General features: G+C 42.1%; 11 protein-coding genes. 5 read left to right on the forward strand and 6 right to left on the reverse strand.

The genetic code is table 11. The features are described 5' to 3' along the window. Window positions 1-186 precede the first annotated feature (186 nt). The 5 genes from QWZ17_RS01145 to QWZ17_RS01165 are packed head-to-tail and all read right to left on the reverse strand — an operon-like array spanning window position 187 to window position 4,610. A complete protein-coding gene (locus QWZ17_RS01145) occupies window positions 187-2,283 on the reverse strand; it encodes a putative porin (protein WP_290302998.1) in 2,097 nt (698 codons plus the stop codon). Then, entirely contained in the window at window positions 2,283-3,098 is an 816-nt protein-coding gene (locus QWZ17_RS01150; RefSeq protein WP_290303000.1) for a purine-nucleoside phosphorylase, read from the reverse strand. Before QWZ17_RS01150 ends, QWZ17_RS01145 begins: the two co-directional genes overlap by 1 nt. Next, window positions 3,082-4,125 (reverse strand): tetraacyldisaccharide 4'-kinase, encoded by a 1,044-nt coding sequence (gene lpxK, locus QWZ17_RS01155; protein WP_290303001.1) that lies wholly within the window; start codon window positions 4,123-4,125, stop codon window positions 3,082-3,084. The genes QWZ17_RS01150 and lpxK overlap by 17 nt, the downstream gene beginning before the upstream one ends. A 44-nt stretch (window positions 4,126-4,169) precedes the next feature. Further along, window positions 4,170-4,382 (reverse strand): DUF433 domain-containing protein, encoded by a 213-nt coding sequence (locus QWZ17_RS01160; RefSeq protein ID WP_290303002.1) that lies wholly within the window; start codon window positions 4,380-4,382, stop codon window positions 4,170-4,172. A gap of 24 nt (window positions 4,383-4,406) precedes the next feature. Next, window positions 4,407-4,610, reverse strand: coding sequence for a hypothetical protein (locus tag QWZ17_RS01165; RefSeq protein ID WP_290303003.1), 204 nt, complete (start codon window positions 4,608-4,610; stop codon window positions 4,407-4,409). Between the two features lie 128 nt (window positions 4,611-4,738). On the opposite strand from QWZ17_RS01165, the gene QWZ17_RS01170 reads away from it, so the two are divergent. The 5 genes from QWZ17_RS01170 (at window position 4,739) to QWZ17_RS01190 (ending at window position 10,292) form a co-directional block, all read left to right on the forward strand. Beyond that, window positions 4,739-5,434, forward strand: coding sequence for an energy transducer TonB (locus tag QWZ17_RS01170; protein ID WP_290303004.1), 696 nt, complete (start codon window positions 4,739-4,741; stop codon window positions 5,432-5,434). 1 nt (window position 5,435) lies between these two features. Continuing rightward, window positions 5,436-6,347 carry a serine hydrolase gene (locus tag QWZ17_RS01175; RefSeq protein WP_290303005.1) on the forward strand — a complete coding sequence of 304 codons (912 nt, stop codon included), beginning with the start codon at window positions 5,436-5,438 and terminating at the stop codon, window positions 6,345-6,347. Between the two features lie 273 nt (window positions 6,348-6,620). Next, complete coding sequence (locus QWZ17_RS01180) at window positions 6,621-8,978, forward strand: TonB-dependent receptor (RefSeq protein ID WP_290303006.1); 2,358 nt, start codon at window positions 6,621-6,623, stop codon at window positions 8,976-8,978. A gap of 69 nt (window positions 8,979-9,047) precedes the next feature. Then, complete coding sequence (locus QWZ17_RS01185) at window positions 9,048-9,707, forward strand: SH3 domain-containing protein (RefSeq protein WP_290303008.1); 660 nt, start codon at window positions 9,048-9,050, stop codon at window positions 9,705-9,707. Window positions 9,708-9,767: 60 nt separating this feature from the next. Further along, on the forward strand, window positions 9,768-10,292 hold the full coding sequence (locus QWZ17_RS01190; RefSeq protein WP_290303009.1) for a hypothetical protein: 525 nt from the start codon (window positions 9,768-9,770) through the stop codon (window positions 10,290-10,292). A 414-nt stretch (window positions 10,293-10,706) separates the two neighbouring features. Here the strand turns inward: QWZ17_RS01190 and QWZ17_RS01195 are convergent, their stop codons facing one another. After that, the gene (locus QWZ17_RS01195) at window positions 10,707-13,253 is read right to left on the reverse strand and encodes a TonB-dependent receptor (RefSeq protein WP_290303011.1); all 2,547 of its coding nucleotides are present in this window, start codon (window positions 13,251-13,253) and stop codon (window positions 10,707-10,709) included. Window positions 13,254-13,260 lie beyond the last annotated feature (7 nt).

Consider the following 13,260-nt stretch of genomic DNA (forward strand, 5'->3'; position numbering starts at 1 on the left):
TGAACCGGGATTGAACAGATTCATCAGTTTTTTTGGATTTTTGGAAAAAGAATCCTGTTAATCCTTTAATCCGATAAATCCCGGTTCAGAAAAAATTCTGTTAATCCTTAAATTCCAAAAATTCAGGTTTCAGACAAATCGGGCTAAAACTGTCTTAGCTCTTGATTCTTGTCTCTTGATTCTCTTTTAATTATAAAACGTCCAGCTTACACCAAACTTCAGCAGGTGATCTTGCATAGGGTAACGGTTTACAGTATAGTATCCGCGGCTTTGCAGACCCTGGTTGGCATAATCATAGGCCAGGAACAGGTTGGTGCGTTGCAGGGTTGCTTTAAAATAAACCGACGCTACCGGGTACGATGAAAAAGTGATATCCGGTCCGTTATAAAACTGACCTAAACCAACCGCGTACGATGGCGCAACGTATGGGGTATTGTACCTCACACTTATCCCTACGTTTGATTGCAACACATTAAAAAACGTTTTGGCTATATAGAGGTTACTATAGGTGTAAAGTTCGGGCGTGCGCAGGGTTGATTGATAATCTGTTTTTTGATAAACAATATAGTTATCAAAATGCAGGTTGTGGTATTTTAAGTTTTTGCCCACACTTACTTTAAGCAGGTTTATATCATTACTCAGCTGTACCGGGTGCGCGTCATTACCGCCGGCCTGGGCGGTGAAATACAGGTAGCCGGATATCAGGAAGTACTCGGCCTTAATATCCAGCTGCAAGGGGTTATTGATATAGGTGAACGAAGCGCTGGTAGTTTTAGTTTTATCGAAACTATTGTGGAAAATGTAGTGATTGGAAATCCAGTTGGTGTAGACCAATGGTGGCGTACTGTTTTGCGAATAAGCCTCTAAAATTATTTTACCGGCTTTATCATTACCGGCCAGGGTAAGTTTGGCATCATAATAATAGTCGCCAAAGTCGCGGCCCTGGGCTATCTGCCTGAAATCGGCATCCAGCCCTATCCTATCGCTAAAGCGGTATCCCAATTTAGCTTTAAGCGTAATATCCTGAAATGTATTGTTTTGAACTTTGTTTTGATGGATGTATTGATAACCGTACTGATTAAGCAAGGTATCGCTCACATATTGGGCGTAATTATAAAAATCATGTACCAGGCCTAAATCGAGTTTAACTTCATTCTTCACAAACTTTACCGATTTACTCCTGAGGTAAAAGCTATACGAAAACTCATTTTGAATATGCGTTACCACCAATGAATCGCGCGAGCGGGTATTGCTGAAATAATAATCCGGGAATACCCCATAAGTATCGGGCTGGTTGGTTTGCAGGTAATTGTATTTACTGCTTTGTACAAACAAAGTGTGGGCAACACGCTGCGTAGGCAAAATTTTGGAGTTTGCTTTTCCTTTGTTCAAACTATCAATTCGGCCTAAATAGTAAAACTGTTTAAGGTATAAGCTTTTATCGCCCCAGTTTTCATAGCTGTTAGGCAAGCGTACCTGCGCCGAGTTTTTGAAAAACAGACTGTTACTTGGCGCGGTAAAAACAGAGTCGTTAAGGATAGACCCTGTTTCTGGCGCTTTTAAATTATTGTATATGATATTGGCCAACAGGTTGTACCGTTTACCTTTTGACTGATACCAGGTAAATAAAGCGGCATTAACATCACTTACATTTTGCTGCAAAATGCTGCTGTAGCTATAATACCCTCTTGAACCATTAAAGTTAAGATTAAAGCCTACGTTCCAATTAGGTTTTATATTTTGGGTATGCAGTATTTTAAATACCTGCTCGGCCGAACTACCAAAACCATTAAATAATGTAAGGTTGGTATACGCTACCCGGGCATTGTAGTACTTAATATCCTGCGGGTGCAAGGCATAAACATCAAGCGCGTGCAGGCCGGCATCAAAACCTATTCTTTGGCTTGGCTCAAACAGCAGGCTACGCTGCGATACACCGTTATAACCCAAACTTATTTTAGGGCTACGCGGATCATTAAGCGGACTAAAATTTTCAAAATTGTAAATCCCCGTATCCAAAGCAAAAGTTTGTGTGCTATCGCTCAGGAAACGCTCCATCGTCATCCTGATAAACTTGGAGCTAAATACAACCGAATCTCTTTTATTGTCTTCTTTTTTACGCAGGCTGTCCAGAAGCTCGTCGTCAGTAACTTTCTTCTCTGTCCGGGCCGTATCACGGGTAGACAGTGGCCTTCCACGGTTAATTTGCCCATATTGCGCAAAAGCCGACTGAACACCAAGGCACAGCAATAACAATAAAATATATCTAACCTTTATACGCATTAATTGCCCGCTATCAGATTTTTGAGGATCAGGGTAAGTTTTGGCTCAGCTTCTTCGGCCACACGAATTATCTCTTCAAGCGATACAGGTTCCAACACTTCGGTAAAACCTTCATCTGTTAATACAGATATGGCAAATACCGGAATGCCCATATGGTTGGCTACAATAACTTCGGGAACGGTGCTCATACCAACGGCGTCGCCGCCAATGATCCTTAAGTAAGTGTACTCGGCCTTGGTTTCTAAATTAGGGCCGGTTACAGCAACATAAACTCCCTTGTGGCAGGTAATATTGTTTGCTGCCGCGATTGTTAATGCTTTATCAATAAGTGTGCGCTGGTAAGGCTGGCTCATATCCGGAAAACGCGGACCAAGCTCTTCATAATTTCTGCCCACCAAGGGGTTTTGCGGTTGCAGGTTAATATGGTCTGAAATTACCATCAGGTCGCCCTTCTTAAAATCAGAATTAAGCGATCCGCTGGCGTTTGATACATACAGGGTTTTAATGCCCAGGTATTTCATCACCCTAACCGGGAAGGTAATCTGTTGCATGTTATAGCCTTCATAATAATGCAAGCGGCCTTGCATAGCTACTACTTTAACACCTCCCAGGGTACCAAATATCAGTTTGCCCGAATGAAACTCTAAAGTCGAGATAGGAAAATCGGGAATGTTGGAATACATCAGTTGTTTTTCAACCACAATTTCCTTAACCAGGCCGCCCAGGCCGGTGCCTAAAATTATACCTACTTCGGGTTCAAAATCGCCAATACGGTTTTTAATATACCGGGCGGTGCTTTCAATATTGTCTAACATATGCTGTTGCTAAATTATCAAACTGTTGCCTGCCATTATTTAAAAAACTGATGCCGATGGGCAACACCAAAACAGGGAGTTTTTTAACGGCCGGCAGTAAAGCCTGTTCCCCTAAACGCTGTGCATCCTTTTCTGTTGTGATAATGATTTTTTTTTGTGATGCACAGGCCGCGAAATCATCGGCAAGTTTACTGATATTTTTTAAGGTAAACTGGTGATGGTCGGGATATTTATGGTGATGGATGTTTGGAGTAAGCTTTTTTAAATGCGATAATAAAGGCGCGGCGTTGGCTATGCCGGTAAGCAAAAATACAGTGGTATGATCATCAACCGTGTAATAAACTGTATCGTTTTCCATATTGTGAAAAGCGAGGTAGCTTATAGCTGTAAAAAACAAATGCTGATGCTTATAGGGCTTGATGTGTTTTTTAATAAGGCCAATCTCCTCTTCGGCCAACGTTGGCGGGCATTTGCTAATCACTATAACATCTGCCCTTTCGCGCCCGCTGAAAGGCTCGCGGAGGTTACCGGCCGGTAGCATCAAACGGGGTTCGGTGAGCCTGCCGTAGTCAAACAACAAGATACTGAACCCAGGTTTTAAAGCCCGGTGCTGGAAAGCGTCATCAAGTATTACGGGCCGGTATTTGTTATTTAATTTCTCAATCCCCTCAACCCGTTTTTCACATACGGCCACGGTAACGTCCGGGAACTTGTTTTTAAATTGCGCGGGTTCATCGCCAACCTTTTCAGCATCTGCGGGGTTATCGGCCAACAAAAAGCCCTTGGTTTTACGGCCATAACCACGGCTAAGCGTAGCCATTTTATACTGATCTTTAAACAGGCGAACCAGGTACTCGGTCATGGGGCTTTTACCCGCACCGCCCACATCAAGGTTGCCTACTACAATGATTGGTAAATTAAACTTTGTACTTTTAAACGCGCCGGCATCGTACATCCAATTACGGATAACCACCACCAGGCCATAAATAAGCGAGAACGGAAATAAAAGCAGGCGCAGGTATTTCATATTTGGTGTAAAGATATAACGTAAATACGTATTTGCGTTATTCCTCAGGAAATCGGGAAAAGTGAATCATTGGCAATATCCAACAACGATACAGCTTGTTCTTTACTTACAGAAGGGAAATCATCTAAAAAATCATCCAAAGAAACACCCGCCTCTAAATGATCAAATAAAGATTCAACCGGAACGCGTGTGCCTGTAAAAACCGGCTGCCCCCCTAAAATATCAGTATCAATATTGATAACTTGTTGAATATTCATGTATAAAGATACAAATATTTGATTTTAATATGCTATTACGAAAATACCTTCAACAATTTTTTTGAGAACGTTGATTATTGCGGAAATCGCTTTTAAACGAACATGGCTCATTTTGGCTAAAGCCACTTTGTGTATTGTTATTTTCCGCCCCATAAATGGGACGGCAATGAATATAAAGATGGCTTTTAGGTTTGGCTTTCTATTTATTGCCGTTTTGGCTTTAGCCAACGGTTAATAGAGGTATCCGGAAAGATGGCTTTAGCCAAAAAATGCTGGTTTGAATTTCCAAACCTATTTCCCTGATTTTAACAGCCGTTATACTTAATTTTATTTAAATTAGTTTTCTATAAAAACCTATGGAAGCCCTGCAACATATCCAGCTTACTTTCAAATGCCCTAAAACCCTGGCAGAGCTTACACCATGCAACAACGATTGGTATTGCAAGGGCTGCCACAAAGTAATACGCGATTTTAGGGGAATGGCAGAGGCTGATATTATAGGCAGCATAGATTTTAGCAATAAAATGCATTGCGGCATATTTGATGCCGATAGGATAACGAGTATACCTCAACCTAAATGGCAACGATGGTTCTCGGCCACCCTAATGGCTTTGGGCTTAACGGCCTTAAATAACGTTGTACTTGCCCAGCATAAAAAATTACAGGCAAAACCAGCGACGGGAATCACAAAACCTATTGTTGATACGGCCAAAGAACAGGCTACAATAGGTATAGTTTTTGTCCCGATGGAGATTCAACCAGAATATCCGGGTGGCATCACGAAATTCGAGGAATTCATTACCAAAAACCTCGATTTAAAAGGCTTATCCATTTCCGAAAGCAAAAGAGGATTGGTACAATTCACAGTGGAAAAGGATGGTTCTATAGCCGACATTAAGGTGGTGAAAAATATTAGCCCCGAAATAGATGAAAAAATTGTTCAACTGATAAAAAAGTCATTTAGATGGAGGCCAGGCATCCAAAACGGAAGACCTGCGAAAGTGGCTTTTACTATACCTATTGCTATTGACCCTGCACCCGAATCGAAATAAAATGATAAAAATTAAACTCGCCGCGCTTTTCCTGCTTATCGCCACCACATCTATCGCCCAAACCGATAAAAAGCTAACCGCCCAAATAACCGAAGCAGTTAAAGGCTTTCATGGGCAGGTTGGCATCTATGTACATAACCTTAAAACCGGCAAAACGGTTGCGCTTAATGCCGATACGTTATTCCCTACGGCCAGCATGATTAAGGTGAGCATTCAGTGCGGGGTGATGGATAAAATTGATAAAGGCGAATTAAAATACAATCAGAAATTAGCTTACCGCGATTCTTTACTTTACGCCGGCGAAGATATACTCGGCTCTTTTAAAAATGGCGATACCATACAGCTAAGCAAGGTTGCTATGCTAATGATTACCATGAGCGACAACACCGCAAGCCTGTGGCTGCAAAAACTGGCAGGCGGCGAATACATCAATAACTGGCTGCAGCAAAACGGCTTTAAGGTAATGCGTGTAAACTCCAGGGTGCCAGGCAGGGAAGCTATCCGCAAAATATATGGCTGGGGCGTAAGCACACCTTATGAAATGTGTAAGCTTTTTACCATGATCAGGAACGGTGAAGCCGTGAGCCCTGCCGCCAGCGAACGGATGTACCGTAACATGGGGCGCATTTATTGGGACGAACATGCGCTGTCACAGATTCCGCCTTATGTGCATACCATCAGCAAGCAGGGCGCGGTTGATGAATCGCGCTCCGAAACCGTATTGGTAAACGCCCCTCATGGCGATTACGTATTCTCTATCATCACCAATCACAATACCGATCAAAGCTGGGGAACCACCAACGAGGCCGGACTACTCATCAAAAAAATATCGGCCCTGCTATGGCATTACTATGAACCCGACAACAACTGGAAACCCGCCGAAGGCGTAGACAAATTTATGCGAAACGAATAGCTGCGCAGTCATTATGCTGCGCGTCATTGAGTCATTTCGCTGCGCGTCATTGAGTCATTTCGCTGCGCTGTCATTGAGTCATTTGTTCAGCTGCCATTTTGCAGTGCTGGGTCAGATCTTTAGGCAATGACCAAATGACGCAAAGCAAATGACCTAATGATGTGAAACAAACGTAATATTTCCGTTTGAGTTGCCGTTAATTGTTGGTTGTTTGCTATTATTGGCAATTATATCAATGTGTTTAAAACACACATACCAGTTACAACCAAACAAATGAAAAAAACACTTACTTTTATTGTATTGCTGCTGCTTTGTATATCTGTACAAGCGCAAAATATGACCAATGTTAATGGCACTGTTACCGACCGTATTCAACAAGGTATTGCCGGGGCTTCAGTTTACCTGCTTAACACTAATTACCATACTATTGCCGATAAAAAGGGCAATTTCTCGCTACAAAACATTCCTACTGGTACTTATATGCTACACGTCAGCGCTGTAGGTTTTGCAAGCAAAAATCAATCGATTGCAATCAACGGCAATCAATCTTTGAACATCAGCCTTAGCGATGATAACCGACAATTAGATGAAGTTACCGTAACCGCGCAAAAATACGAGGAAGATGCTCAAAAGGTACCTTTCAGTATCTCTACATTAACCGCCAAACAGGTAAAGGACTATGGTCTTTGGGATTTAAAAGATCTTACGGCCATTGTACCAAATCTAAACTCGGCAGGTCCGGGCGATAGTCGCACGGTGAGCGGTATCCGCGGTGTTGTTACGACCTCATATGATCCGGCTGTGGCTACTTATGTTGATGGTGTAAACCAGTATGGGTTGGATACCTATATTCCGCAACTGTTGGATATAGATAGGATTGAAGTACTGCGCGGGCCGCAGGGAACATTGTACGGACGTAATGCTACCGGCGGCGTTATCAACATTATTACCAAACAACCCAGTAATACGGTTAGCGGCTTTGCAGGGTTGGATTTTGGCAACTACGGCCAGCAACGCTACACCCTGGGCATTAAAGCACCGTTAATAAAAGACCGTTTATTTTTAGGCGTAGCCGGTGTATACTCGGGCTTTAACGGATTTTATACCAATACTTTTAATAATACCCATTTTGATAAACAGCATTTCTTTTTAGGTAACTACTATTTAAAATTCCTGGCTACCTCCAAGTTAGCCTTCACCTTAAATGTAAAGAATTACAACAACCGTAACAATGGCGCGTTTACGCTGGCCGGCTCGCCCGAGGAAGCTTTGGCTAAGCCTTACCAGGTTGATCAGAATGCTACTACCAAAATGATTGATAACACTTTTCATTCATCTTTGGCAATCAACTACACAGGTCGTAGTTTCAACTTTACTTCACAGTCATCATACCAGGTAAATAACCGCTATTACACCACCCCTATCGATGGTGATTTTTCACCCATCGACGCTGTTTCTGTAATTAACAATTATGGCGGCGACTGGAACAAGGTACGTACAGGAATCCAGGAGTTTAGGTTTACCTCTCCTGCTTCATCTACCTCAAAATTAAAATGGACTGCCGGCACTTATGGTTTTTATCACTACGCGCCAAACAAACAAGGCACTCATTTTGGTGCCGATGCAGCCGCGGTTGGTTCACCAATTAGCAATTTCACCAGTATCAACACCAATACTGATCGCAACTTTGGTTTAGCCGCTTACGGGCAGGTAACTTATGCTGTTAGTCCGCAATTTGATATTACCGCAGGTTTGCGTTATGATTACGAGCATAAAAAAGAAAACGTTGAAGGCGAGTTTAAACCAGATGGACAAGACGCGGTTGTTACCAGGTCTGATACTTCGTCAAAAGCCAACTTTAAAGCGTTTTCTCCAAAGCTGAACATTGCTTATCACCTGTCAATAAATAATGATTTGTACGCCACCTATAGCCGTGGATTCAGGGCTGGGGGCATTACTGAGTTAGGCTCTGATCCATCTTCACCTCCTTTATACACTTTTAAACCAGAGTACAGCAATAACTTTGAGGTTGGCTCAAAAAACAGCTTTTTTGATAATAAGCTGCGTGCAAACGTGGCCTTGTTTTACACCCGCATCACCGATGCGCAGGTGCCAACACTAATTTTACCAGATGCTATCACTATCACCAAAAATGCCGGTAAACTGAGCAGCAAAGGTGCTGAGCTGGAGTTAAACGCTACCCCTGTTAAAGGTTTATTGATTGACGAAAACTTTGGCTACACCCATGCCCGTTATACCGATTTAGCTGTTGGCAACAACGGCGAGGTGGTAAACCTGAAAGGCAACAGGCAAATTTATACCCCTGCTGTTACCAACATGTTTGCCCTGCAATACGGCTACGGCTTAAACGACAAGATAAAAACCAGGCTGGTAGCCCGTGGCGAATGGCGTTTATTAGGTAATGAGTATTTTGACCTTGCCAACAAAATTGAGCAAAAAGCATACAGCAAATTCAACGCCCGTGTGGGTGTGGAAACCAAATGTTTCAGCCTGTTTTTATGGGAAAGCAACATTGCAAACAAAAAAGCTATTGATTACGCCTATGATTTTGGCGCCACGCACTTAGGTAACCCACGTACTTACGGAGTATCGTTAAGTACTAATTTTTAATATTGTTTTAATACCCAAAGATGTAATTTAGACTGTCTTTTAACTATCAAGACATCTAAATTACATCTTATGAAAAAACGCCTTTTATCACTGCCTGTTTTATTTTTCCTTTTGGTTTTTAACCTTGTTGTTAAAGCTCATACTGCTCCGGCCACTAAATTAAACGTTTGGCTTCTTCAAGGTGTTCAACTCAAAGCAAGTCCATCCGAAAAAAGCAAAACAATTGCTACACTTCCCTACGGTACATCGGTTAATACAATAAAAGAAACCAGTCCTCAAAAATCATTTACTGTCGACTTTAAAAGTGACGCCTTTAAAAAGCCCTATAAACTAAAAGGCCAATGGGTTAAAGTTGATTTTAATGGCAAAACAGGTTATGTGTTTGATGGATTCCTATCGGCATTGCCCCCATTGCATAAAGATGTGCACGGCAATTTTGAACCGCAGGAAGATTATTTAAAGCGTAATTACGGTGTTAAAAAAATCGAAAAAATATCGAACAGGAAAGCCGGTCCATTAACCACAACCTATTATAACAACGGCATTAAAAGTGTGGAAATGGGCATGGAGGGTTGTTTTGATCACCAACTTTATTTCACCAAAATAACCCTTAACGAGGCGGTGTTATTACAAAAGGTTTTGTATGTTGGAGCCGATGCGGCGCAAAATATCAAAGTTGAAAGACTTGATAACAACAACATCAAAATATCATCGTACGATTGTGATTGATATATTTGTTAATTTAGTTTGAACTAACCGGCTTCAAATCAACTAAATTATCCTTATCAAATGAAAAATATTGTTTTATTAACCGCTGCTGTTTTCACTTTTGCAGCCAGCCAATGCCCCGCCCAGGTAATTACCAAATATGGCGATAATGTAAGTACGCTTGATGGTATCATTAAAGCGTATTACGACGTGGTAACCGTAAAAAAAGGCGAACAGGTGTATTATGAGCGCGACAGCCTGCTGCATGTTCCAGACGCGCACGTAGGCTCGGGCTATATTGATAAACAGGGTAAACAGCGTTTTAATTATATGACGCTTAAAAAATATCACCAGCTTTCCGATGCATCTTTATCCCGCGACGGGTTTGACGAAAGGGAGATTTCGCGCAAGATTGAACATTTCGGCAGCATTTACCACGTGTTCAGCACCTATGAATCGCGCAATACCAAAAACGGACCAATCATTGAACGTGGCATCAACAGCATTGAACTATTTAACGATGGCACCCGCTTTTGGATACTGGCCTGGTTTTATGACGGCGAACGCAAGGACAACACGATACCGGGGGAATATTTGGGGAATTAGAATCAAGAAGTTAGAGTCAAGAGTCAAGACATGGAATGTTATCCGACGTGATGTTGAATTGTAAAATGAGGCCGACGCTAAAAGTTGCAATGACGACGGGCAAAGAAAAAAATGGGGTCATGCTGAGCTTGTCGAAGCACGCGGGCAAAGGCCTCTACGCGCGCCCTTCGACAGGCTCAGGGTGACAGCCCCTTAAAAAACAACTTATCATAATGCTTGATGGGTCCTGAAACAAGTCCAAAATAACTTTGATAACAACAAGGGCCGGATGATTAATTCTCCCGGCCCTTGTTATTTTTTGTCTTGATTCTTGACTCTTGATTCTAAAAGTCTTTTCACTGCCGGAAGATCAACTCTCCCGGCCCTTTGTGTTATTTTTCTGTCTTGATTCTTGACTCTAATCTCTTGATTCTATTAACGTCCGCCTGTAGCACCACCACCGGCGTTGCCGCCTTGGTCGCCTTGTTTCTGGTCGTCGTTGTTAACGCCTTTTTTCTGTTGCTGCGGATTGCTGAAGCTTAACTTACCAAAGCTGTAGCTAAACGTAATACCGAACGAACGGAAAGGGAAAGCGGTTGAGCTTTGTAACGAGAAAGCGCTGCTGCTGATGTTTTGATCAAAATGTTTGTCCCTGGCAAATGGCTGCACAGTGTTAAAGCCGATAGCCAGTTTTTTATCCATAAACTGTTTCTTTAAACCAAAAGCATAAATGCCAAATGCCGGGCTGGTACCTTGTATGGTACGGCGGGCCGAGTTGGTAAAGCCAAATAATTCGGCAAGGAAGTTATGCGGAAATTGGTATGACGCGCTTCCGAAAGCCGAATACTGGAAGTAAACACCGGTTGCCGAAGCCTTGTCTTTATACTCATCAAATATAGTTGGGTTATAAGTATAACCGTTGATGCTGGCCCTGATGGTTAACGGTTTAATCGGGTTGATAGACCCGAAGAAACTTGCGCCAAACGAATTGTTTTTACCAATGTTTTGGTAAGCCGTACGTGTTGCATGCACAACCTGGTGACGAATAGTTTCTGTTAAAGTATCGGCAATACCCTCAATCATGTTATTGGTATTTTTATAATATACCGAGAAGTTGATCACCGATGATTTAATGAACTTGTTGATGTTTAACTCAACAGTTTGTGATACCTCTGGTGCCAGGTTAACATTACCTACAGATTGGCTTTGGATTGAGCTACGGTTGATAAACGGATTTAAAAACTGCAAGCTTGGCCTTTGAATACGTTTACTATAGGATAGTTTTAATGTTTGGGTACCCAGTTGTTTTTGTATAGTTAAGCTTGGCACATAAGTAGTATAGTTTGATGTGAACGGTGATAGATTTTGAAAAGCATCGCCGGCTGTAGTGGCATCCTGGTAAGGGTTTTGCGGATCGCCTTTGATCCTGGTATTTTCAACACGACCGCCAGCCAATATCGAATAATTTTTTGGCAGGGTGAATGTTAATACAGCGTAACCCGCGTATACGTTTTGGGTATAATCATACAGGTTTGAGTTCAACGAATCGCGCACCGCGTTGTTACCAGCGTCGTCAGTATCAAAAATATCGTAGTTACTGTTTATACGACGTTGGATAGTTTTACCACCGGCTTCAACCTTTACTACTTTATTTAAAGGCAGGGTATAATCGGCCTGGAAAGTGTACTCATTGTTTTTACCATTGTTATCACCAATCTGGCTTGGGTTAACCGCGGTAAATAAGTTGTTGTAGTTGGTAGTGATTAAGCTGTGGCTCCACTGACCCGATAAGGTAAATTCTTCACCCTCTTTTTTAAATTTGTGGGTATAATCTAAATTCCAGTCAAAACCACCAAAGTGATTGTGCGATTTGGTATTGCTGGTATATTGGCTTAAAATACTGCCTGCCTGTATGTTGTTTACGCCGCTTCCATCGGTGTTAAAACCACCATCATTAAGCCTAAAAGTAGTATTAAAGCTGTTGTAGGCATTAACCTCATAACCCATAGTTACCGAACCAATAGCACCATGCCTTTTAATACGGCTTGATGAATTGTTAAAGTTATGACGGGTTACATCACCATTGCCATCGTAAAATTTTTGATCGAATACTGTTGTTGATACCTGCGGCCAGGTTAAGTTACCACCCGCGTTTACACCTAAACTAAACCTGTTTTTGTTATAGTTTAAGTTAACGTTGCCATTATTTTGACGGGTACCAACACCGCCGCTCACAGAACCGCTAATGCCCGATACATTTTTTTGTTTGGTGATGATGTTAATGATACCACCAGAACCTTCGGCATCATATTTTGCCGATGGCGATGTTACAACTTCGATGGTTTTGATCTGATCGGCAGGGATGGTTTTCAATACATCTGATAAACTGGCCGATGTAGCGCCCGATGGTTTACCGTTAATTAATACCTTAACGTTTTGATCGCCACGGATAGATACGTTACCATTGATATCTACGTTAACCAAGGGTACTTTTTGCAATACGTCTGTAGCGTTACCACCGGCCGAGGTGAGGTCTTTTTCGGCATTGAAAACGATTTTATCAATCTTGTTTTCAATTAGCGGTGCCTGGCCAACAACATTAACGGTTGCCAGTGCATGCGCGCCTGGCGAGATAAATACGTTTCCCAATTTATTATCGGGCTTTGAAGCCGTTGTAGTTACAGGCTCAACAATTTTTGTTGGATAACCGATAAAAGTAATTTTAAGGCTGTAAGTGCCTGGCTTTACGTTATCAATTTTAAAATTACCTTTCTCGTCGGTAAGTACACCATTAAGCGGCGATTTACCGCCTACGCGGTATAAGCCAACAGTAGTGTAATCCATTGGTTTTTTGGTAACTGAATCGATAACCGTGCCCGAAATACGGCCCACAATATTAGGACCGCCGCCACCAACCCCAAACTGGGCTTTGGCCGAAAGAGCAAAACAGAATAATGCTATAAGTATGTAAAAACGTTTCATTTATGTT

Origin of the sequence: Mucilaginibacter flavus (assembly GCF_030409315.1) — a bacterium.
Classification (GTDB): Bacteria; Bacteroidota; Bacteroidia; order Sphingobacteriales; family Sphingobacteriaceae; genus Mucilaginibacter; species Mucilaginibacter flavus.